Genomic DNA, 23,768 nt, shown 5'->3' on the forward strand with positions numbered 1-23,768 from the left:
GCTGAATCTCAGGATTTAGTCTCCTGTAAAAAAGCCCACGGGATATGCTCCCATGGGCTTTTATTTTTCCAAAACGAATCTAATGGATATGGTTCCACAAACCGCTCAAGACTTCCCTGTACGCTAAAACAAGGCCATCCATGTCTTTGTACGTTTGTTCCACCGTACCCACCTAGATGTTCCGAAGCTGGGTTTCGATGGTTTTACTACTTTTTCGCCTTGGCAAATGCGGCAGCAAAAGCCCCGCCCATGGCACTGTTGCCCTGTGGTTCAGAGCGCTGGCGCGGGTTGCGCGGTTGTCCTTTCGGTTTAGCACCTCTGTCACTGCGGGTTGCGCGGTTATCCTGTCCTGGCTCATCGGTCAGGCGCATGGAAAGGGCGATACGCTTACGCTGTACATCAACTTCCATGACTTTGACTTTCACGATGTCACCGGCTTTAACCACTTCACGCGGATCCGAAACGAAACGATCAGTCAGGGCTGAGATATGCACCAGTCCGTCCTGATGGACACCGATATCCACAAAGGCACCGAAATTCGCCACGTTGGAGACGACACCTTCCAGAACCATGCCAGGTTCCAGATCGGAAACCTCGTTAATACCGTCAGCAAAGGTGGCCGTTTTAAATTCAGGTCGCGGATCGCGGCCCGGCTTATCCAGCTCTTTGATGATATCGGAGACGGTGGGCACACCAAAAGTGTCGTCGGTGTAGTCGACCGCTTTCAGACTGCGCAGGAAGTCACTGTTGCCAATGAGTCCCTTAACTGCTTTCTGGTTCTTTTCGGCGATGTTTTTCACCACAGGGTAGGCTTCCGGGTGCACCGCAGAGGCATCCAGCGGGTTTTTACCATCCATGATCCGCAGGAAACCGGCGCACTGTTCGAACGCTTTAGGGCCAAGGCGGGCGACTTTCTTCAGGGCCGTACGTGCCTCAAAGCGACCATTTTCATCACGGTAGTTCACGATGTTCTGGGCGATGGTCGATGACAGTCCGGCAACGCGAGTCAGCAGCGCCGGAGACGCTGTGTTTACGTCCACACCCACGGCGTTTACACAGTCTTCCACAATCGCATCCAGACGCTTAGCCAGCATATTCTGGCTCACATCATGCTGGTACTGACCAACACCGATGGATTTCGGATCAATCTTCACCAGCTCTGCCAGTGGGTCCTGCAGACGACGGGCGATAGAGACCGCACCCCGCAAGGAAACATCCAGATTAGGGAATTCGTTAGCTGCCAGTTCAGAAGCTGAATACACTGAGGCTCCGGCCTCACTGACTACCACTGTTTGTACTTTCAGGTTGGCTCTTTTCAGCGTGTCGGCAACAAAAGCATCCGTTTCACGGGAGGCGGTACCATTACCAATGGCAATCAGGTCGACGTTGTATTTACGGATCAGCTGTTCGACGACACGGGCAGATTTTTCAATCTGTTTTTGTGGTGGATTAGGGTAAATCGTGTCAGTGGCCAGCAGTTTACCGGTCGCATCCACCACGGCGATTTTAGAGCCGGTACGCAGTCCCGGATCCAGACCCAGAGTGGCTCTTGGTCCGGCTGGTGCCGCCATCAGCAGATCTTTCAGGTTGGTGGCAAAGACTTCAATCGCCTCGATTTCGGCACGCTCTTTCATTGCCCCCATCAGTTCGGTTTCCATATGCATGGATACCTTGATTCGCCACGCCCAACTGATCACCTGCTTGCGCCAGCTATCCGCAGGTGCATCGCTCAGGTGAATATCATAGTGGTTGGCGATAAGGGTTTCACAGTAGGAGTTGCGGGCCCCTTCTTCCTGCTCTGGATCAGCATTCAGGGAGAGTTGCAGCACGCCTTCATTACGGCCACGCAGCATCGCCAGTGCGCGGTGAGAAGGCACTTTGCTGATGCGTTCATTGTGCTCAAAGTAGTCTTTGAATTTCTCACCTTCCTGCTCTTTACCCGCGACCACCCTGGCACATAACTCGGCATTGGTATTCAGGTAACGACGGATGGTTTCCAGCAGGTTGGCATCTTCAGCGATACGTTCCATGACGATAGCGCGGGCACCATCCAGTGCCGCTTTGGTGTCAGCCACGCCTTTGTCGGTGTCGATATAGTTTGCTGCTTCCGATTCAGGTTCCGTTTGCGGGTGAGTCCACAAGGTATCGGCTAGCGGTTCTAACCCTGCTTCAATAGCGATTTGCCCTTTGGTGCGGCGCTTTGGCTTATAGGGCAGATACAAATCTTCCAGGCGGGTTTTGCTGTCAGCGTCCTGGATTTCCTTCTGCAGTTCGGCGGTCAGCTTGCCCTGTTCCTGAATGGATTTCAGGATGGTCTGGCGGCGTTCATCCATTTCCCGCAGATAGGTCAGGCGACTGTCCAGAGTCCGGAGCTGAGTGTCGTCCAGCCCTCCGGTAACTTCTTTACGGTAACGGGCAATAAACGGGACTGTGTTACCGTCGTCAATCAGGGTGACGGCAGCATTAACCTGTTCTGAACGGACATTCAGTTCTTGGGCTATCTGGTGGCAAATCGTGTTTTGAGAAGAGGTCGCTTGGCTCATCCGGGTATCTCTTGTTACAAATATCTGTCCAATTAGATGGGGGCAAATACTGAAATTTCTAGGTCTGACGGCGAACTCTGTTGAGAGAGTGGCAAGGCAGGTTATACTGGATTCAGAAAGAAAAATGAAAGAACTGAGTACAACACGTGAAAACCAAATTGATCACCCGCACCGGGTATAACAAGTTAAAAGAAGAGCACGATTATCTGTGGAATGAGCAGCGCCCGGAGGTCACTAAAATAGTCACCTGGGCGGCAAGTCTTGGCGATCGTTCCGAGAATGCGGATTATCAATACAATAAACGTTTGTTGCGGCAGATTGATCGCCGGATCCGCTTTCTGAGAAAATTCCTGCCTGAGGTCACGATTGTTGATTATTCCCCGCAGCAGGAAGGCAAAGTCTTCTTTGGTGCCTGGGTGGAGATCGAAAATGAAGCGGGTGAGGTCAAAAAATTCCGTATCGTGGGCCCTGAAGAGATTTATGGAGAGGAAAAAGACTATATTTCTATCGACTCACCAATGGCCAGGGCGTTATTAAAAAAAGAAGTGGATGACGAGGTTCAGGTAAAAACCCCCGAAGGCTATAAAGAATGGTTTATCAATTCGATAGAGTATGAAAAAGAATAAGTTAGCTGGATAGTGGCATTAACCGGATTTATCAGCTAATAAATAAGTGAAACAAACCTTAACAATTCTTTGCGCGATTTTGCTTTTTATAATGATAAATTTGTCACCCCCAAAGAAAGTATCGGAATCCGGTTATGCATGAAAATTATAAAATCCTAGTGGTTGATGATGATGCCCGCCTGCGAGCATTGTTAGAACGTTACCTTTCTGAGCAGGGGTTTCAGGTCCGCAGTGTTGCCAATGGTGAACAGATGGATCGGTTACTGAAGCGGGAAAACTTTCATCTGATGATCCTTGACCTGATGTTGCCGGGTGAAGATGGCTTGTCTATCTGTCGCCGGTTACGCAGTGCAGGAAATATGTTACCTATCGTGATGTTAACGGCAAAAGGTGACGAAATTGACCGTATCGTTGGGCTGGAAGTCGGGGCCGATGATTATTTGCCTAAGCCGTTCAACCCCAGAGAATTACTGGCTCGTATTAAAGCCGTGCTGCGTCGTCAGACTATTGAGGCTCCCGGAGCGCCGAGTGCAAAGGAAGATGTCGTCGAATTTGGTCAGTTCAGGCTGAACCTCGGGACCCGTGAAATGTACAAAGGGGATGAGTTCATGCCGCTCACTTCCGGTGAGTTTGCCGTTCTGAAAGCACTGGTGACCAACCCCCGGGAGCCGATGTCGAGAGACAAACTGATGAATATGGCACGGGGTCGAGAATATTCCGCCATGGAGCGATCCATTGATGTTCAGGTTTCCAGGCTGCGTAGAATGCTGGAAGACGATCCGAGTCACCCCCGTTATATTCAGACGGTTTGGGGGCTTGGTTATGTGTTTGTTCCTGAAGGTAAAAAGAGTTAATTATGCTTAGGGTTCGTCGTTCCCGAACTCAAACGATTCTGTTGTTTGCTCTGGTGCTTATCGGTAGCCAGGGCTTCGCTTTCTATGCCGTTTTTCATTATGCCTTCTTGCCCGGGTTGCAGCAATTTAACCGCATTCTTGCTTACGAAGTGGATTTGATGCTGGATCAGGCCGAAGAGCACGAGCGTATGCTGGATGCGGATGCCCCCCTCAGGCGACATCTTTTAAAGCAATTGGGGCTCACCATACACAAAAGCACCGATCCTCTGGGAGAAGAGTTTAAGAAGGCAAAGCCGGTTGAATTTCTCAGTAAAGAGATGAGTCGGGATTTAGACTCTCCGGCAGAAGTCAGGCTGGTGTTGGGCTCTGAGAGTTATGTATTGTGGGTTCGTATTCACGCATTTCCTGATTATTTGCTGCGTATTCCTCTCTCTGAACTGCAGGAGGACGACTTTGCCCCGCTGTTTTATAACAGCATTCTGATGGCATGTATTGTGATTGTGTGCGGCTGGGGGTATATCCGGTTACGTAACCGCCCCCTTATGGCATTGGAGAAAGCCGCCCAAAAAGTCGGTAAAGGTGAAGTCCCTCCGCCTTTGCCGATACAGGGGGCTCCGGAAATTCAGGCGGTCACCAAAGCGTTTAACCAGATGGCAAAAGGTATTAAGGAGCTCGAAGAAGACAGGACTCTGCTGATGGCGGGTGTCAGCCATGACCTGCGAACCCCTTTAACCCGTATTCGTCTGGCGACTGAAATGATGCCTCCGGAAGAGCAGTTTCTGGCCGACAGTCTGATCCAGGATACGGAGGAGTGTAATCAGATTATCAATCAGTTTATGGATTATCTTCAGCCGGTCAATAAAGATAAGTTCGAAGCGATTGATTTGAATGGCGTGATTGATGACATTATCAGAGCAGAGCAGTGCAGTGACATTATTATTAATGGCTCTTTGCATAAAGAATTGCCGCTGTTTCAGGGGAACCCGGTTGCCATAAAACGTGCAGTCACGAATCTGGTGGTCAATGCTGTGCGCTACGGCCATGGCTGGGTGCTAATCAGCTCTGGCCTCAGTGCAGATAAAGAGCTGATCTGGGTGAGCGTGGAAGATAATGGTCCGGGTATTCCGCCGGATCAGTTAAATAAGTTGTGTGAACCTTTTGTTCGTGGTGATACCGCCCGGGGCAGTGAAGGCACGGGGCTGGGACTGGCTATCGTGAAAAGAATCGTCAGTCAGCATGACGGTTCCGTGGTGGTGAATAATCGCTCTGAAGGCGGACTGAAAGTACAGGTGAGCTTCCGGGCCCGACAGAAATAGCTCAGAGAATGGGTTGAGGAAGGTATAAGCCGATCAGGCTTTGGCGTACAGGTCCCGGTTGCCCAGCCAGCGCTCAATGATCGCCTGCGCGTTATCTGGATAACGCTCATGAATATGTCGGGCGATGCGTTGTACTTCCGGAATCATACGCTGGTCGCGAACCAGATCAGCAATCTTAAAATCCGCCAGACCGGTTTGTTTCGTGCCGAGCAGCTCTCCCGGCCCCCGGATTTCCAGATCCCGCTGAGCAATCACAAAGCCATCGTTACTCTCTCTGAGTACGCCCAGCCGCTTCTGAGCCGTCTTCGACAGGGGAGAGTGGTAGAGTAGCACACAGTGGCTGGCGACTGAGCCACGCCCGACTCGTCCCCGCAACTGGTGGAGCTGGGCAAGCCCCAGCCGTTCCGGGTTTTCGATAATCATCAGGCTGGCATTCGGCACATCCACACCGACCTCAATAACTGTGGTGGCAACCAACAGATGTAACTGGTTATCTTTAAACTGCTGCATCACCGCTTGTTTCTCATCCGGCTTCATGCGTCCGTGTACCAGTCCGATCTTTAGTTCTGGCAACTGGCGCTGCAGTTCTTCTGCCGTATCGGCGGCGGCCTGTGCTTCCAGCACTTCAGACTCATCAATTAGCGTACAGACCCAGTAGGCCTGCTTGCCTTCATTCAGGCAGGCATGGCGTACCCGGTCGACAATATCGTCACGTTTGGTGTCCGGAATAGCAACGGTAGTGATCGGGGTCCGGCCTGGTGGCTGCTCATCAATCACCGAGGTTTCCAGATCCGCATAGGCGGTCATGGCCAGCGTACGAGGAATAGGGGTGGCCGTCATGATCAACTGGTGAGGGAAAGCGCCCTGAGTTTCACCTTTCTCACGGAGTTTGAGCCGCTGATGCACGCCAAAGCGGTGCTGTTCGTCAATGATAACCAGTGCCAGATGGTTGAAACGGACCTGATCCTGAAACAGGGCATGAGTCCCGACCACCATCTGCGCTTCCCCAGAGGCGATTTTCTCCAGTTCGGCTTCCCGGGCTTTCCCTTTGAGTTTGCCAGCCAGCCAGCCGGTTTTGATACCTAATGGCTCCAGCCAGCCAGAAAAGTTGATAGCGTGCTGTTCAGCCAGCAGCTCAGTCGGAGCCATCAGCGCCACCTGATAGCCATGCTCTATTGCTCTTACGGCCGCCAGGGCCGCAACCAGTGTTTTACCTGAGCCGACATCCCCCTGCACCAGTCGCATCATCGGGTGTGGTTTGGCAAGGTCGGTTTCGATTTCACTGACCACCCGGCTTTGCGCGTTGGTCGGAGAAAAGGGCAGTTGATTGAGCAGTTGGTCTTTCAGTTGGTTTACCGGTGACAAAGGAAGCGCTGTATCCTGCTGGCCTTTGCTTCTGACCGACAGCATCGACAGGTTCTGAGCCAGCAGTTCTTCCAGTATCAGCCTCTGTTGCGCTGGATGTTGACCCAGATCGAACTCTTCCAAATTGATATCCGGAGGCGGACGGTGGATGGTGTGCAGTGCCTGTCCCATGGTCATCTGGTTTGGATAAAGCCCCTCTGGCAGAAGCTCTTCGACTGCAGCCTTATCCAGCAGCGCAAGCGCCTGATCGGTCAGATTGCGCAGCGTATTCTGCCGCAAGCCTTCTGTGGTCGGATAGACCGGAGTAAGGGTCTGTTCTATATCTGGTTTCTGGCTAGATGCAAAGAATTTATAGTCCGGGTGGATGATCTCCAGCCCGTAGTTGCCGCGTTTCACTTCCCCGTAGGCATAAACCTGTTTGCCTTCTGAAAAGTTGTTTTTCATCCCGGCAGTAAAGTTAAAGAAGCGCAGGGTCATGGTGCCGTTGCCGTCGCTGATTTTGACCGTCAGCATCTTCTTTCTGCCGAAAACGGTGTCCACATTCATCACCTTTCCCTGTACCGCCGCCCAGAGTCCGGCATGCACTTTGGCCATCGGGTAGATCCGGGTCCGGTCTTCGTAGCGCAGAGGGAGGTGAAACAGAATGTCCTGAACGGTATGCAGTCCGACCTTAGCGAGTTTTTCCGCGACTTTGGCTCCGACACCAGACAGGGAGGTTACGGGAACAGCAGATAGCAGTTGGGACATGGCGGCACATTCAGCTTGAATAACATGTCGTTATTCAAGCATTTTACTGTCTTTTTGTACAGGTTAAATCGAGGCTGATGTAGTGAGACGCGTAGAGAAACAATACGGTTTACTTACGCTGCATCTCTGCCCACCAGCTTTTATCGGCAAGGATCTGGCCTTCGTCATCCAGAGGCGGGTAAGGTAGCTTTTTGCGTTTCGCGACTTTTGCCAGTACCGGATGGCCGCGTTCAAACAGGATACGGTGGATAGTCTCTTCCGGCAGGGCGGAGACTTTCCGGCTGTACATCCCGGCCAGTTCTCGTTGTCTTTGGGCTTCGAACAGGATCAGAGCGCTGGCGACGGAGACATTCAGTGACTGCACCATGCCGACCATCGGGATGATGATATCCTGATCCGCCAGTTGCAGGGCTTTGTCGGTAATGCCGTGTTTCTCTCCGCCGAGAATAATTGCAGTCGGCTTGGTGTAGTCAATTTCACGGAAATCGACAGCGGTATCTGACAGGTTGGTAGCCAGTACCTGCATGCCCTGGCTTTTTAGCTCAGTGATTGCGTCTTCGATTGTGTCGTGAGTATCTACTTCCACCCAGTTGCGGGCACCGGCAGAGGTATGGCTCAGGGTGCGCATTTTTTCGTCCGGCCATACCGCATGGATCTTATGCAGGCCAGCGGCATCAGCGGTACGGATAACCGCTGATACGTTGTTGGGTTTGTGGACTTCTTCCAGGCAGAGGGTCAGATCCGGCTGACGCGCTGTCAGCACGGTCTGAATACGGTGATAACGTTCTAAATTCATATTACTTTCTGCGGCGGCGAACCTTCAGTACCTGAGGCATGACACGGATCTTCTTCATGATACCAGCCAGATGAACCCGGTCTTTCGTTGTCAGAGAGACTGAAACGGTGTACAGGCGGCCATCTTTTTCTTCGGTGGTAATACCGTGAATATTCGATCCGGTTCGGGAAATCACGTTAGTCAGTGAGGCCAGAGCCCCCTGCTGATTCTGCATGTCGATTTTAATTTCCGAGATAAATTCGTGATCATGCTCGTCAGCCCATTCGACATTCATGTATTTATCCGGCTCTTTCTGATAGCCGCGTACGTTCGGACAGCTTTCACGGTGCACAACCAGCCCCCGTCCCGGCGATACATGAGCGATAACATGGTCACCCGGGATCGGATAACAGCATTTCGCATACGTCAGCAGGATACCGTCAGCGCCCTTAATCGACAGCTTCTGTTCTGAGGTTTTACCGACAGAACTGGTTTCGGTCAGAGCGTCGGTATCACCCAGCAGTCGTCTGGCTATCACAATACTCATGAGTTCACCCAGACCAACGGCGGCCAGCAGGTCATCCAGAGACTTCATACGTAAGCCTTCCAGTACCTTGGCAATGTTTTCCGGATAAATGGTATCGACAGAGTGGCGGCCCAGCGCGTGATTCAGCAGTCGGCGACCCAGCGCAACGGATTCTTCCCGGCGCATGGTTTTCAGCACCTGACGGATCTTGGTCCGCGCCCGAGATGTGACCACGTAGTTCAGCCATGCCGCATTCGGACGTGCGCCCGGTGCGCTGATGATCTCAATCGCCTGACCGTTTTTCAGTGATTTACTCAGGGGATAAGGCTGGCGATCGACACGGGCTCCAACGCAGGAGTTACCAATGTCGGTATGCACGGCATACGCGAAGTCGACCGGAGTCGCACCCGCCGGCAGTTCCACAATCCGGCCTTTAGGGGTAAAGACAAAGATTTCATCCGGGAACAGATCCGATTTAACGTTCTCGATAAATTCGAAGGAGTTACCCGTGCTTTGCTGCAGGTCCAGAAGGCTTTGCATCCAGCGCTGGGCTTTGACCTGCGCGGTGGTGCCAGTCTTATCACTGCCGGATTTATACGACCAGTGTGCGGCGACACCTTTATCAGCCATCTGATCCATATCTTCCGTACGGATCTGTACCTCAACTGGAACACCATGAGGCCCCACCATTGAGGTGTGCAGTGACTGATAGCCGTTCGCCTTAGGAACGGCGATATAATCTTTCATGCGGCCCGGACGTGGCTTATACAGGCCATGTACCTGGCCGAGTACCCGATAACAGGTATCAATGTTGTCCACAATGACCCTGAAAGCATAGATATCCATAATGGTATGGAAGCGCTGCTCTTTACCACGCATCTTGTTATAGATGGAGTACAGGTTTTTTTCCCGGCCCTGAACCCGGGCTTTGAGTCCCGCTTCTTCCAGGCGTCCCTCAATTTCTGAGTGGATACGCTGGATCATCTCTTTACGGTTACCGCGGGCAGAGCGTACCACCTCTTTCAGGACCCGGTAGCGGTTTGGATACAGCGCCTCAAAGCCAAGCTCTTCCAGCTCGGTTTTGATATTGTGGATACCTAAACGGTGGGCAAGAGGGGAGTAGATTTCCAGAGTTTCCCGGGCAATACGGCGGCGTTTATCAGGACGCAGAGCCCCAAGCGTACGCATATTGTGGGTACGGTCGGACAGTTTGATCAGGATAACTCGGATATCCTGCACCATTGCCAGCACCATCTTACGGAAGTTCTCTGCCTGAGCTTCTTTCCGATCCCGGAACTTCAGCTTATCCAGCTTGGAGACACCATCCACCAACTCGGCAACCGTATCGCCAAACTGCCGGGCAAGATCTTCTTTAGATACTTCTGTGTCTTCAATCACATCATGCAGAAGAGCTGCCATGAGTGTTTCATGGTCGAGATGCATTTCGGCCAGAATTCGGGCAACAGCAACGGGGTGGATGATATACGGTTCGCCACTTGAGCGGGTCTGCCCTTCGTGGGCTTCTTTTGCCACTACGTAAGATTGACGCAGAGCCTCTAACTGAGGCTCTGAGGGGTATTCCTGGGCAACGTCCTTGAGACTATCGAATAGATACAAATTTCTGTCCCGACAGGTTCTTTACTCTGAAAATAACATGGGTATGGAACAGTCCTGTTCCTGATACCGGAATTAACGGTTGTGAGCGATGCTGCTTACCGCAGCCAGTTCTGCTGCTTCTTGCTCTTGTTGTTCCTGACGCTCACGAGCATCCAGAACTTCTTTATTGATTAAGCCTTCTTCAATTTCACGCAGAGCGATAACGGTTGGCTTATCATTCTCTTCCGGCACCAGTGAATCTTTGCCGCCAGTTTGCATCTGACGTGCGCGGCGAGCCGCAATAAGAACAAGGTCGAAACGGTTACCAACTTTTTCAACAGCATCTTGAACAGTTACGCGTGCCATGAGAACTCCAATTAATTAATAAAATTTTAAATGACGAGAAATTATACAAGCTGAACTGAGAAAGATAAATATATCTTCCGCTTTAATTATGACAACAGTGCTGTCAGCATACCATTGTATTTATCAGCCTGTTTATCCTGTTTGAGTCTTTCTGCCCGGATAATGGCCTTAAAGTCCATCAGTGCCGAGTCAAAATCATCATTAATAATGAGGTAATCGTATTCATCATAATGAGAAATTTCAGATTTTGCTTCACTCATTCGTTTCGCAATAACTTCTTCACTGTCTTGTCCTCGTGAGTTGAGGCGGCGCTCTAGCTCACCGTTGGACGGAGGCAGGATAAAGATACTTTTTGCCAGTGGCATCTGAGCACGGATTTGCTGAGCACCTTGCCAGTCGATATCCAGGAAAATATCAATGCCTTTTTTCAGGTTATCTTCAATCCACACCCGGGACGTTCCGTAGTAGTTACCGAATACTTCGGCATACTCCAGAAATTCGCCTTTTTCGATCAAAGCTTCAAAGTGTTCTTTTTCTACAAAGTGATAATGAACCCCATCCTGCTCGCCGGGACGTATATCTCGCGTGGTATGAGAGACGGATACCTTCATTGCGTAAGTCGGGTTGGATTCCAGCAGCGCAGAGATCAAGCTGGATTTACCTGCTCCGCTCGGTGCAGATACGATGTAAAGAGTACCTTGAGCCATGTCGTTTCGTTCCTACTCAGAAAGAGAGTGAAATATCGGATAATCAGAATAGTACTGTTATCTGTTTCAGTTCGCTACAGGCAGCGAAAAAATGGAGGCGAAGATTAGCACGATCCGGGGTTGTTTAACAACTGATCGGTGATGATCAAATAAAAGCTCTGTTAGTGTAAAAGTGACTATCAGAGCTTTCAGTCGAGAGAGTGTAGGGATTATTCGATGTTTTGGATCTGTTCATAGAGTGTAGTGGATTAAGCCTATAAGTAACAGTGCCTTAAGGCTTTCTGGTGTTGTTTTTACTCTTTGCTTTGGATCCATTTATGGATCCATTTGTTGAATACCAGTGTTAACTTTACCAACATTTCTGATTAATCATATTTTCATAGTTAATAATGGCTGCTGCGGCATCTATCAGGATATAAACTGGGGTTCCTTTCTCTACGCACTTGGGTTTTACATCCATTGCAATTAGGCGTCTTCTAACCGTGTCTCTAGACATATCAAACATCTTACTTAGTTCAGTTATGTTATATGTGTATTTCTGCGCTGTTTTGTACACTCTGTTTGAAAATTTCATATTTCACCTTTTCCACTTTTTCCACGTTTATGCTCAATTTTTCCGGTCTCTAGCCATTGCTATACCTAGCTTTCTGCACAGTGGTGCATCACATGCTGACCACGCATAGAAAAACCGAAAATCTGTTGTTTCCCGCGGGTAGGTTGCCCGCGGTATAAAAATCAAATCTCTAGGGTCCCCTCTTGTCCTGGCTAGCCAGTCAAATAGGGGCTAACCCTTGTGATTACTGGGCTCGTGCCTGTTTGATTGCCTTTAACCCCTAGCTATGAATGCTATAGAATGAGGGTTAGGAGGCTTTACTTTTAATTGCTTAAAATCAGTGTGTTACATTAAATTGAAACGTAACTGGTAAACTGTTTCAAAAGAACAGCTTTTTGCCCCAGCTAACCTAATAACTATTTAAAATGGGAAGTTGAGTTAATCTATAGCCTGTACCACTTAAAAAAGAGCATCATCACCAACCGCATAGGTATTGATTAGGTCTTGCTCTCGGTTATCCAAGTAATTAACGGTTGTTGCTGGGCTGCTGTGATTAAGAAGTTGTTGCAACTCTGCCAGCTTTACACCTTTCTGTTGCCTTAACCGGCTTCCGGTTTTACGCATAGAGTGAGTACCTAAGTTCACACCACCTAATAGCCCATGCTCTCTGCGATAACGGATTACATCTTGCTCTGTTTCAGATATCCAACGCCAAGCGGTTACCCTGCTTATCGGTCTTCCTCGTGAACCATATTCTGACTCGAACAGATAAGTATCATTCGGGCGTATTTCTCTCATTGAGTTCAATAACTTAACTGCTACAGGTGTTAAGGTAATGACTTTACGTTTCCCCGTTTTTGTTTCGATGATTGCGAATTCGCCGGTATTAAATGCTTTTTCTACCTGGTGCCAAGTTATCGCCAAGAGGTCACTAACCCTTAATGCCCAAAGAGATAGTAGTTCAGCCAAACGACGGGCCTTTATTCCTCGCCGTTGTTCTAGTGAATCCAATATCACAGTGAATTCTTCTTTATCTCGCGCAGAGTGAACTCTTGGCAATTCTTGCTCCTTATTTATTAGCGTTTGAGCGTGTTGCGTAGATATTTTTAGGATTGAAAGAGGAACCATCACGAGTTCTATGCTCTTCGCTAATAATATGGCGAGAACCGTCCCCAGATTCGTCTTGTGCTGCTTTGGCTTCATGAATGGCTAGCCCCACCAAAGCTGCTGGGTTATCTATACGTTCAAGCAAGTAATCAAATGACCCGCTTAAACCGGCTGCTGCTAGCGTATCTCGTAAACTCTGGGCGTTTGCTATATAGCTTTCAGCTTCTGTTTGAATCATGTTAGATAGCTTTCTTGCTATTGATGGGAGCTCAACTGATTCTGCCATGTCTAACGCAGCTTGAGCGCCAATTGAAGAAGCAACTTCTCCCGATCCTTTTCCTGATTGTAGGAACGCTGCTACGCCCGGCAATTGTTCCCGTATCACGTTCGCTAAAAATTCGGGCTCTGTATCTCCAGAGCTAACGGCTGCTGATAAAGCAGATAGACCTTGTAGGCTATTGGTTCCTTGGCTTACAGCTCCTGAACTTGAATAGCTTTGGTTGCTTTTACTGAGAGAAGCAATAACACCCTCTAAGCTACCAAGCTCGTTCGCCATGCCACGATCCACGGCATCTTTTCCCATTATGATGGCACCTCGACCAAAGTCGCTTAGAACCATTTCTCTTTTGACTCCCATATTTCTTGCTACACGGTCAATAAAAACATCAGCCATTTTGTCTAGTTGGCTTTGCATGGCCTGCTGGCCTTCTTCGCTATCAATATTAAGTCTCTTATTTGGACTTTGACTCGAAACAAACTCATAACTCGTTTGTCCTTCTGGATCATCTCGCTTCACTACGGAAGCTACGACCCCAATAGAGCCAACTGTTGCCGTTGCATCCAGAGTCAGTTTTTCACAAGCAGATGCTATCCAGTAAGCAGCGGAACACCCCATACCGCCAACATATGCCTGGATAGGTTTCCGTCCTCGAGCCTGATAAATCATTTCTCCAAGTTCATGGATACCGCTAGCTTCACCTCCTGGAGAGTCAACATTGAGAACAATCGCTTTGACTGACTTATTCTCTAATGCCTGGTTAAATTCTTTACTGAGTAATTCAGTTGAAACACCGCCACATATTGCGTGAAATAGGTTGGCATAACGGCTAATAACACCGGATACATGAATTACGGCAACATCACCTCGTAGCTCTGTTAAGTTACTTATCCGCTTACCACTTTTTGCCTCAAGTGCTTGAATGGGATCGATTTCTTCTCGCATGGCGACCTTTGCCATGCGTTGTAAAAAATCGTCTTCCAGTGCCCATATGTTTGATGCTAAAAAATCAAAGGTTAGCTTTTTACTCATTACTGGTTAGCTCCTCTTCTGGGAGGGTATCTACTAAGATTTGTCCTCGGAAATACGGCATTAATGAAAGTGTTTCGCTGTAATCCTGGATAAAACCAAACATTTTTGCATCTTCAATTGATACCCCTGTTGCTAGTTGCTTGAGTTCTAGCATTTTAGTATCCAGCTCTTTGGCTGAACCGTTGCTCTGATACATATTGTTTATATCTACAGCAAGTTCAGTAATTCTGTTTGCTACTTCACCACCACTGATAAAGGGACAGTATGCACGGACAGTTTCCAATATATTCCTCGGCTCAGCTTGCCAGAGCATAAGGTTTAGACTGAGTTTTATATCGAGTTTCGTTTTCATTTTTACCCCAGTAAGCAATATAGATTGATAAAAGGGGAGCAAAGCTCCCACTTTGGTTATGAAGAGATATTTATGCTGACTTCAACTTAATACGGCGCACTGCTAGAGGAACCGTAATAATGCTGATTGGGTTAGATTGGCACTCGAGATCAAAACCTCGATTCATGCTCTTTGGTTCTGTTCTGGCGTAATGCGGAACACCAATAGTGTTAACTGTGTCGTTATAATCTGCTGGTGCGAATCGAGTTAGACATAAGCCGGGAACGACAGGGATTAAGATTGCTTCATCGGATGCGATAAAACGAGTATCACCAACAAATGCATCGTATTCTTCCCAAACTACGGAACCGAATAAAATTGAATCATTGTCATCACGTAAAACTTCACCGTCTTTGTAATATTTATATGATTCTTTAACATCTTCTGCTGATTCGAGAGCATCAAAGAACGTAGAGCCACACAGAGCAACCCAGCGAGGAACATTGGTTACTTTGAGGGCGTCACGGGATTTTTTCTTGATTGCACGAATCTGTTTCTTTGTATCGGCTGTGGTTACGTCAAGTTCATCAACTTCCGGTACAATTCCAAATGCATCATGGATATCTAAGATAACTTCTCCATCGGCATCAAGAATCTTGCCGACAAATGCACCTGCTCTTTGATATTCAATGGTAGCTTCATTGTTATTTTTCATTACATCAAAACGTTCAAGCATGAAATCTTGGACTAAATCTTCGTATGACTGATTACCAAACGGGCGCGTGTTTTGGAAATCGTCAGCGAGTAAGCTACCAAATTGTTTTAAATGGGTAGTCGCAAATTTGATGATCTTGCGTTTATCATCATCATTCATTTGACCATCGGAACCACGAATAGAGTTTTTTACCAGGTTAACAAATCCATTTTTATATTCGATGGCAAAATCAGTAGTTGATATACCTCGTTCTTCGAATAACTTAAGGGCTTTGATTCGACCAGGAACAGTATCACTTTGGTTGATTGCATCAGTAAGGGCTGATACAGAAAACATATCTTGGTTTGAGATCAGCTCTTCACAGTTTTTGGTATAGAAAGACATAACTTTTTCACCTCAGTTCAGTTTTGAAAGTGGTGATAGTTTCGTTTTTATACCTGGTGAATTCACGAAATAGGGTATTTCGCTATTGGTTCAATTTCTTGTAACCAGTATTCTTGCATTCTTTCTGTAGGCCATGAATTTTCTAACTCTTTGTAAAGGTTAGTGTCTTCTTCTGATATCTTTTCTTTTGCTTTCATATCTGACCATATTTGATTTACCAATTTCGCAGCTTCTGCGTCTAGCAAAGTGGTAATTTGCTTATAGGTATAGCTCTTATTATCTCTCCACATGTTAATAGCATGATGTTTAAACCACTTTTCAAAATATCGGTATTTGCGGTTTGGAATATTGCATCTTGAAGGGAACGGGCCAAAAGGGGATGTAGTATAAATATGGGCGTAATCATCGAGCAATTTCAGCGCCAATTCCTCATTACCTAATGTTCGTAATTGTTCTGCGGCTTCAATTATCGAAAAGCGGCTTCCATTAGAATGGTATGCATCAGATAAATCACCAGTTGAAAGTACCTTTTCTATCACGTAGCCAATGCGCTCATATAGAATCTTTTCAGACCATCGCAATTTATTTTTCCAGCCAGTATGTTTCTTGAATCCTCTCCATGCGGCTGTTTCAAATTTTATTTTGTCACTCTTATGTGTAAAGAAATCGTTAAATATCATGTGATCATCGCAGTATTGTGTGAATAAAAAGGGAGCTATTTAGCTCCCTAGCTTCTCAGTTTTTAACTTAAGCTGCTTTAATTAATTTCTGACTCATTAACATATTAGTTAGCCGTTCAATTTCTTGAGCCCGTTCCACCTGCTGAGATAGCAATTCATCGAGATCCATTTCGTTTAGCTCAGTTATTCCACCTTGTTGACTAAGCATTGCTTGGATACGAACTTGACGTGCTAGTTTTTGTATTTTTGCCAACTCATTGTTGTTCATTTTTACGACTCTCTTTTTGTCTGTTGTTTAATATAAAGTTTGTTACCTAACCCTACTAACCTGCTAACTATTGTTAATAAGATATTGATTCTTAAGTTATTTTTTCGGTTAGGATCATGGTTAGCCAAGTAAGAAGGTTAGGCTACCAATCAATCATCCACTCTGGCTTTTTATGATCGCCACCCGTAACAGATACACCGTAAAATGTGGCTTTATTTTTGGGTTTAGCTATTCGAATTTCTCCATAACGTTCCGCAGCGGCTTTAAATTCACTACTAAACCTGCCTGGAGATTTATGGCGGTCAATTCCCTCATACGAGCAAAAACGTAGATAAGCATGAAAAAGAAGTTGATCATGTCTTAGTGGATAACTTGCACTTGGCATACCTCCCACTTGTGCTTTTGCTTCTGGGTGGTAGTAGAGCCCGGATGCAAACTTTATCATTGGGTCAGTTTCTGCCAATACTTCTCTTGCATCATCGCCATTTGTCGCATCATGGAGAATTTTTCGCATAGCGTGCTCCCCACCGTTATCAGCCATCCATGAAAGTAAGTATTGGATAATAGCCGGCACTTCTTGACGTAACGCCTCTTTTAGCCCTTGTTTCTTCTGTTGTTCTGATACTTTTCGATAAAGGTGAATAATTACTCTGCGCCTAGCAATAGCACCGCCTTTATCGCTAAACCTCATGGGATCATTATTTACTGCCAAAATAACAGCTCGGATATAAGCATTGAACGATTGACCATATAAACGACGGCAAGAAACAGGATCTCCACCGGTTATTTTCTTTAATCCGGATCCCTCTCCTTGATAGTGTTCCATGTCTGCCAGATATAACAGAGCTGAATTTACAATATCAGCCCTACGCTCAGGTGTTTCTAAGTCTTTGCTTTCTATACTACTGACACTTGATTCACCAACCAGCAAACCAATCAAACCGGCTAAAGTGCTTTTTCCCGTTCCACCTGGACCAACTACCTCAATGAATTTCTGCCAGTCATAGCGCCTTAGTAGCACCATGAGCATGGCGGCTAAGATAATATTGAATCTGCGTTGAGCTCGTTCATCATCGACATTGGAGTCGTTCAGTCCTGAAACAAACAGTAAATAGTCCCTAAAGTTTGGGCATTCATCTAATGTTCCGTTGGATGGGTAGTAGTCAACCCCAGTAGAATATCTAGCGTATAGCTGGCGAACATTACAAGCTGTGAATTTACCGGTTAATGGGTTTAACACTCCATTTTTAAAAACGATTTTACTTGAATCCGGCATAGGCATAGATTCGAGTTCATAAGTTAAAGCTTTAGCCACTCCACCAATTTTACTTGATGCAAACCCATCCTCACCATAGTGCTTCTTGAGTAAGTCATAAGTAACTCGTTCTAGTCGCTTAGTGGCCACACCGTTTGATTTCCAGAACCCAGCTTTATTATCCCATTTGTACAATTCGCCCTCATCATCATCAACAGCCAATTGACCATGTAGATTGCTAGCCAGGAAAAAGGCTACTTTTGAGTCTTTTCCTAGATCTGGCCTAACCATTTTACTTTGTCCTAACCCATTTGATTTTATACCTAACCCTATATAACTACCTGTATTTACTATGTTATTATCTTTTTGGTTAGGTAGGTTAGTAGGGTTAGGTATAGTTTTCTTGTGTTCAGTGTTTAGTTTGATAGCTGCCATTAATTGTTGTTTGGCAAAATTAACTCCTTCCTGGCTAGCAAGATCATTCCAATCTGTTCCCGTTTCCGTATCGCCATCTGTGAATTTAGGTATTGCGACATATCCATCACATATATTTGCAGCTTGTTCAGCTTTTGCTATTCCCGTTTCATCTGCGTCTGCTGCAATAAAGATCTCTACATTTGGATATAGCTTCCGAATTGTTTCGGCTACACCAGGTAATTGACCAGCACTAAACGCACAAACAGACTGATCACCAGTAAGTTCTTTTACCGTTGCTGCTGTTGCAAACCCCTCTGATATCCATATTCTTGGAGCCTTGGAAAGTTCGCTTCCGAGCGGTTCATCCAGGACAAAAAAGCCTCCTGCTTTTTGACCGCCAGATAAACCCTCTTTTCTGTTGTGGGAAATAAGCTCTAAACTAATTATTCCCTGAACGCTCTTTATTGGAACAATTAGTGTTCCTTGCTCAAATGCAGGCCTGTTTGAACCATTGCTAATCGCTTTAGATAAAATTCTTGCTCCGTGAGGATGAATCCCTTTTGCAACTAAGTAGAAATGGTCTTTTGGTGCTTCTTTGCTGCTTTTCCAAATGTAACTAGCTCTTTCAACAGCCTTTTTTCGTCTCAGATTTTGAGATCTCTCATCTTTCTGCTTTTGCTCGGCAATTTGTTTTTTCTTTTGGATGAAAGCTTCTTTATCTAATGGAGTGTTAGTGATCCCAACCATTGGAGCGACCAGTTTTGCAGCTTCTAGAACACTACAATTCATAGCTCCAGCCACCAAAGACAATCCGTCACCTGCTTTTGCCTGCTTTTCGCCTTTGTCTATGCAATCACCACAGAGCCAGGTTCCTCGACCATTTTTATTATCAAATCTGAATCGGGTTTTTCCGTCCTTACAAATTGGACATGGACCGTGTTTACCATTTCTTGGGACTGGTATTCCAAGATCATCCAATATGCTTTGCCAGTTGCCTGTAGCAGCAATTGAGACTTCCGTTACAATCGTCATATTGCTACCTCCTTAAGCTAGGATGGTCTTTGGAGTATCTTTCACCGGAATTCGGCTGATAAAAACAAGAGGGAGTCCAGATAAAGCCTTACGAGCTTTTTCTTCTGATGAAGCAAAAACTGACTTTGTTCTTATGCGCTTTAAATCTGAGAATTTTGCACCATTGGCTTTACTGGCGATCAAGTAGGTATAGATCATTATTATTCTTCCTATGCTGTAGAAACATAGGCGAACAGAGAGCCGCAAAGACAATGGGCGGCATAGGTGCGCCCAGAGGTCGGGAGCTTTTCTTTGGCTCTCTGCTCTGCTCCCGAATTCTGGATACACTGCGGGCGCAGTGCTAAAAAATTCGGTATGGGGTAATCCTATGCTTTCCAAAGCTTGCGAGTGTCTTAAGTTCGCCTGCCTGTCGTTGGGTGTCTTATGTCCAACAGGAAATATCATGCCACTTATCCCAGAAACTATCAATAGATTAGATGTCATCAAACAACCCCTAATTATGCTCGAACACTTATCGCGTTATTAACCCACTGTAAAACCTCAGATAAACGCCATGCTATGGCACGCTCGCTTAACTGGATTCGTGATGGAAATTTCCCTTCCTTTTCCATTCTCCATCTTGTTTGACGAGATAGACCGGTTATTTCTTTGCACTCTCTTTCTCTGATTAGTCGATCATGTGTTTGATTTTCCATTGCCAGTTCTCCTAAAAAAAAGCCCCGACTTGTGAAAGTCAGGGCGTAGTTCTGAGCCAGTAAATTGGTTATACATCGTTGCTAATTTCAAAATTTAGATACAAAAAACCCCGGCATTTAGCCAGGGTTCAGATATAAAAAAACCAGCTTATTAGCTGGTTATCAGTGTGGGCGCAACAACACCACGTTGCCTAAACTGTATCCGTTAACTGCCAACTTTGCAACAATCAGAAACGTAATAGACAAAAAACCAGCTTATTAGCTGGTTATTAGTATGGGCGCAACGACACCACATTGCCTAAACTGTATCTCTAAAGTGCAAATATTGCAATGAGTTTGATTAGTTAGCTTTAAGCAAAGTGACTACATTTGATACCCCGTTGACCAATGGGGCGACTTGAGAAGCTAACATAGTTAATGCCTCTCTACGCTCGTCTAAGTAGTCATGCCTGTTATAGATCCCTTCAACACCTTTTAATTTGTGGTTTAGGCATCTTTCCGCAACGTGACCAGGTACACCATTCGCTGCCAGCAAACTACGGCACGTTCTGCGTAAATCATGGAGAGTAAAGTGCTCGAGACCAGCTTTACCAAGGATATTTTCTGGAGTGCGTCCCGGCCTGACTTTTAAGCCAAACATTTTAGCTAGTGCATGGTTTAAAGTGTCTTCGGATATATGCGGACTTTTACTTGCTCTGCGTGGTGGGAATACATATTCAGAGCCACAAGAGCGCATTTTCAACTCTTCAAGCCAAGCAATAACTGCATTAGGCAGGGGGATAGTGAGGGGAACACCTGTTTTACTACGATTTTCAGGGATACGCCACTGCTGCTTTGTGAAATCAAACTCTTCCCATTGCGCAGCAATAAGCTCACCCTTACGAACGCCTAGACACACGAGTAATGCACAGGCTAGATAGTTTTCTCGTGTAAACTCGGCTGGATACTGGCGTAACACCTGAAACACAATAGATAACTCTTTTAAGCTCAGGTATCTATCTCTACTTTTCTCTAGCCCTCCAGCATCTGACATAGTGAATGCTTGAGCTGGATTGCTATCCACAAGATCTAACTTTATTCCGTGACGAAATAGCTGTTTAGCATACATAAGAACATCATTGGCAATACTTGGCCTTCCGCTATTCATTACAGCATGAATAATTGCTCTTATGTCTCTTGGGGTTACCTCGGAGATAGCAAGCCCACCAATTACAGGAGCTATTTCTTTAGTGTAGATGCGCTTTGGTATATGTGGATGTTTTAGCCTTTGACTAATGTCAGTAGTAAACCAGTCATTAAAAAGATCATCAACAGAACGAATTACCTCTTGTTCTGCTTTCTTCTTTTCAATCTGTGGGTCGATTCCTGCTTTTACTTTTGATTTTATATCAATGGCTTGTTTCTTTGCCTCGGAAATACTTAATGCTGGATAGCACTCAGGAAGAGCAAACCATTTTCGCTTTTTATCAAAACTATATCTGACCTCCCAGCGAGGTTTCCCACTGGATGCAATTCTAAAGTATAAACCTTCGCCAATAGCCCAGCGCCCGGGCTCACCTGCTTTGATTAGCTTATCTAGCTGCTTGTTATTCATAGCTACCCCTCCATAACTGGATCCAAGAATAGCTAAATAATGGCATTTTTGCACACGTTATTATTTTATGGATCCGTATGTGGATCCATATGTAGAGTTACTACCTGTATTATTTTGAAACCTCATGAAACAACAAAGCCCCTATTTTACAGGGGCTTGAGTTGTTTTTGTTACTTAATGATACCACTAAAAACATTATTCGATGTTTTGGATCTGTTCCCGCATTTGTTCGATTAATACCTTAAGCTCAACGCCAGAAGCGGTGATATCAGAACTGATGGATTTAGAGGCCAGGGTATTCGATTCGCGGTTGAATTCCTGCATCATAAAGTCCAGGCGGCGACCACAGGAGCCACCTTTGTTCAGAATGTTGGTGGTTTCTTTTACGTGTGAATCCAGACGGTCCAGCTCTTCGGCCACATCTGATTTTTGTGCCAGCAGGATCAACTCCTGTTCTACCCGGCCGGGTTCCAGTTCAACCTTGGCATCTTCAAATTTATTAAACAGACGTTCGCGTTGCCATTCCAGAATTTCTGGCATACGGGCTCTGACCTTGACGACTTCCTCGGTAATCGAAGAAAGTCGTTGTTCGATCAGGGACTTCATGTTTTCACCTTCACGTCCGCGTGCTTCGATAAAATCAATCAGTGTCTCATCAAAAGTCATCAGCAGAGCCTGATTGACTAAGTCCATATCCTGTTCCGGGGTTTCCATCACGCCCGGCCACTGCATGACCTGGAAAGGGTTAACCCGGCTGAGCTCCCCGGTCATATGCATGATCTGATTGGCGGCCTTGATAACCTGATTGGCCAGATCTTTGTTAATGGTCAGCTCACCCTTCGCAGCAGGGTTGGCTTCAAAACGCAGATGGCACTCTACTTTACCTCTGGCAAGGCGTTGACGGAAACGTTCACGAAGAAGCGGTTCCAGAGAGCGGAACTGCTCCGGCAGGCGGAAATAGGTTTCAAGATAGCGCTGATTAACAGAGCGAATTTCCCAGACCGCGCTTCCCCAGTCACCTTTGACTTCTTTACGCGCGTAAGCGGTCATGCTGTAGATCATTCGAAATACCTTCTATCACATGTGTGAAAACATTATGTATTTCTTAATGCTAACACACTCATGCTAAAACGCTTGTTCCGAAAACAAGTTTTCCCGTGTTGCCTCTCGCCCCTAACCCCGTATTCGGCTATAATCCCCGCCCAATTCTATTCCCATTTTCAGGTGAGATTTCATGCGACCAAATGACAGAAAGCAGGAACAAGTTCGTCCAATCAAGATTACTCGTAACTACACAGCGTATGCTGAAGGTTCTGTGCTGGTAGAGTTTGGTGACACCAAAGTCCTTTGTAACGCGAGTGTGGAAGAGAATGTTCCCCGCTGGCTGAAAGGAAAGGGGAAAGGCTGGGTGACGGCTGAATATGGCATGCTGCCACGTGCGACACATTCCCGCACCCGTCGTGAAGCGGCGAGTGGTAAACAGGGTGGTCGTACCATGGAAATTCAGCGTCTTATCGCCCGTAGCCTGCGTGCCGTGGTCGATCTGGAAGCCATGGGTGAAATGATGGTGACGGTTGACTGTGATGTGATCCAGGCTGACGGCGGTACTCGTACCGCTTCTATTTCAGGTGCCAGTGTGGCCATGGCGGATGCGTTTGATTACCTGGTTAAAGAAGGCAAGCTAAAGTCCAACCCAATGAAGGGCCATGTTGCGGCTGTATCCGTGGGTATTGTGGATAATGAAGCCCGCTGTGATCTGGAATATGTGGAAGACTCTGCAGCAGATACTGATATGAATGTCGTGATGACGGAAGATGGCCGTATGATCGAGATTCAGGGAACCGCTGAGGGTGAACCTTTCTCCCATGAAGAATTGATGGATTTGCTGGCTCTGGCGAAGCAGGGTATTGCAGATATTGTTAAGGCTCAGAAAGCGGCCTTAGCCGACTAGTTTTTATTAATGGCTCCTGTAAAGGGGCTATTTTTTTGTATGTAAAATGGATGAGA

At 46.6% G+C, this 23,768-nt stretch carries 21 protein-coding genes; 4 read left to right on the forward strand and 17 right to left on the reverse strand.

Going from position 1 to position 23,768, the window contains the following annotated elements:
* Positions 1-206: 206 nt before the first annotated feature.
* The gene (locus DI392_RS12165) at positions 207-2,543 is read right to left on the reverse strand and encodes a Tex family protein (protein WP_109320174.1); all 2,337 of its coding nucleotides are present in this window, start codon (positions 2,541-2,543) and stop codon (positions 207-209) included.
* 146 nt (positions 2,544-2,689) lie between these two features.
* Between DI392_RS12165 and greB the strand changes: the two genes are divergently transcribed.
* From greB to envZ, 3 genes are all read left to right on the forward strand, one after another.
* The gene (gene greB, locus DI392_RS12170; RefSeq protein WP_109320175.1) at positions 2,690-3,169 is read left to right on the forward strand and encodes a transcription elongation factor GreB; all 480 of its coding nucleotides are present in this window, start codon (positions 2,690-2,692) and stop codon (positions 3,167-3,169) included.
* Positions 3,170-3,303: 134 nt separating this feature from the next.
* Complete coding sequence (gene ompR, locus DI392_RS12175) at positions 3,304-4,023, forward strand: osmolarity response regulator transcription factor OmpR (RefSeq protein WP_109320176.1); 720 nt, start codon at positions 3,304-3,306, stop codon at positions 4,021-4,023.
* Positions 4,024-4,025: 2 nt separating this feature from the next.
* Positions 4,026-5,339 (forward strand): two-component system sensor histidine kinase EnvZ, encoded by a 1,314-nt coding sequence (envZ, locus tag DI392_RS12180; RefSeq protein WP_109320177.1) that lies wholly within the window; start codon positions 4,026-4,028, stop codon positions 5,337-5,339.
* A gap of 33 nt (positions 5,340-5,372) precedes the next feature.
* Here envZ and recG read toward each other — a convergent pair whose 3' ends face one another.
* From recG to DI392_RS12265, 16 genes are all read right to left on the reverse strand, one after another.
* Entirely contained in the window at positions 5,373-7,451 is a 2,079-nt protein-coding gene (recG, locus tag DI392_RS12185) for an ATP-dependent DNA helicase RecG (RefSeq protein WP_109320178.1), read from the reverse strand.
* Between the two features lie 109 nt (positions 7,452-7,560).
* Entirely contained in the window at positions 7,561-8,247 is a 687-nt protein-coding gene (gene trmH, locus DI392_RS12190; RefSeq protein WP_109320179.1) for a tRNA (guanosine(18)-2'-O)-methyltransferase TrmH, read from the reverse strand.
* Between the two features lies 1 nt (position 8,248).
* Positions 8,249-10,369, reverse strand: coding sequence for a bifunctional GTP diphosphokinase/guanosine-3',5'-bis pyrophosphate 3'-pyrophosphohydrolase (gene spoT, locus DI392_RS12195; protein WP_109320180.1), 2,121 nt, complete (start codon positions 10,367-10,369; stop codon positions 8,249-8,251).
* Between the two features lie 72 nt (positions 10,370-10,441).
* Complete coding sequence (gene rpoZ / locus DI392_RS12200; RefSeq protein WP_100801344.1) at positions 10,442-10,714, reverse strand: DNA-directed RNA polymerase subunit omega; 273 nt, start codon at positions 10,712-10,714, stop codon at positions 10,442-10,444.
* Positions 10,715-10,800: 86 nt separating this feature from the next.
* A complete protein-coding gene (gene gmk, locus DI392_RS12205) occupies positions 10,801-11,421 on the reverse strand; it encodes a guanylate kinase (protein ID WP_109320181.1) in 621 nt (206 codons plus the stop codon).
* A gap of 1,012 nt (positions 11,422-12,433) precedes the next feature.
* Positions 12,434-13,033 carry a tyrosine-type recombinase/integrase gene (locus DI392_RS12215; protein ID WP_109320183.1) on the reverse strand — a complete coding sequence of 200 codons (600 nt, stop codon included), beginning with the start codon at positions 13,031-13,033 and terminating at the stop codon, positions 12,434-12,436.
* Positions 13,034-13,043: 10 nt separating this feature from the next.
* Entirely contained in the window at positions 13,044-14,390 is a 1,347-nt protein-coding gene (locus DI392_RS12220) for a S49 family peptidase (RefSeq protein WP_109320184.1), read from the reverse strand.
* Positions 14,383-14,742, reverse strand: coding sequence for a hypothetical protein (locus DI392_RS12225; protein WP_109320185.1), 360 nt, complete (start codon positions 14,740-14,742; stop codon positions 14,383-14,385). The genes DI392_RS12220 and DI392_RS12225 overlap by 8 nt, the downstream gene beginning before the upstream one ends.
* 70 nt (positions 14,743-14,812) lie before the next feature.
* On the reverse strand, positions 14,813-15,820 hold the full coding sequence (locus DI392_RS12230; protein WP_109320186.1) for a major capsid protein: 1,008 nt from the start codon (positions 15,818-15,820) through the stop codon (positions 14,813-14,815).
* 62 nt (positions 15,821-15,882) lie between these two features.
* Positions 15,883-16,500 (reverse strand): hypothetical protein, encoded by a 618-nt coding sequence (locus tag DI392_RS12235; protein ID WP_109320187.1) that lies wholly within the window; start codon positions 16,498-16,500, stop codon positions 15,883-15,885.
* Positions 16,501-16,567: 67 nt separating this feature from the next.
* Positions 16,568-16,768, reverse strand: coding sequence for a hypothetical protein (locus DI392_RS12240; RefSeq protein ID WP_109320188.1), 201 nt, complete (start codon positions 16,766-16,768; stop codon positions 16,568-16,570).
* A gap of 142 nt (positions 16,769-16,910) precedes the next feature.
* A complete protein-coding gene (locus DI392_RS12245) occupies positions 16,911-19,472 on the reverse strand; it encodes a DUF5906 domain-containing protein (RefSeq protein WP_109320189.1) in 2,562 nt (853 codons plus the stop codon).
* 12 nt (positions 19,473-19,484) lie between these two features.
* Positions 19,485-19,670 (reverse strand): hypothetical protein, encoded by a 186-nt coding sequence (locus DI392_RS12250; RefSeq protein ID WP_109320190.1) that lies wholly within the window; start codon positions 19,668-19,670, stop codon positions 19,485-19,487.
* A 299-nt stretch (positions 19,671-19,969) separates the two neighbouring features.
* Positions 19,970-20,167: a helix-turn-helix transcriptional regulator gene (locus DI392_RS12255; RefSeq protein WP_109320191.1), complete on the reverse strand. Its 198-nt coding sequence runs from the start codon at positions 20,165-20,167 to the stop codon at positions 19,970-19,972.
* Positions 20,168-20,507: 340 nt separating this feature from the next.
* The gene (locus DI392_RS12260; RefSeq protein ID WP_109320192.1) at positions 20,508-21,761 is read right to left on the reverse strand and encodes a tyrosine-type recombinase/integrase; all 1,254 of its coding nucleotides are present in this window, start codon (positions 21,759-21,761) and stop codon (positions 20,508-20,510) included.
* Positions 21,762-21,956: 195 nt separating this feature from the next.
* Positions 21,957-22,823 carry a YicC/YloC family endoribonuclease gene (locus tag DI392_RS12265; RefSeq protein ID WP_109320193.1) on the reverse strand — a complete coding sequence of 289 codons (867 nt, stop codon included), beginning with the start codon at positions 22,821-22,823 and terminating at the stop codon, positions 21,957-21,959.
* Positions 22,824-22,995: 172 nt separating this feature from the next.
* On the opposite strand from DI392_RS12265, the gene rph reads away from it, so the two are divergent.
* Positions 22,996-23,712, forward strand: coding sequence for a ribonuclease PH (gene rph / locus DI392_RS12270; RefSeq protein ID WP_109320194.1), 717 nt, complete (start codon positions 22,996-22,998; stop codon positions 23,710-23,712).
* The last annotated feature ends 56 nt before the right edge of the window (positions 23,713-23,768 follow it).

The sequence above is a fragment of the Vibrio albus genome (assembly GCF_003144035.1).
Classification (GTDB): Bacteria; Pseudomonadota; Gammaproteobacteria; order Enterobacterales; family Vibrionaceae; genus Vibrio; species Vibrio albus.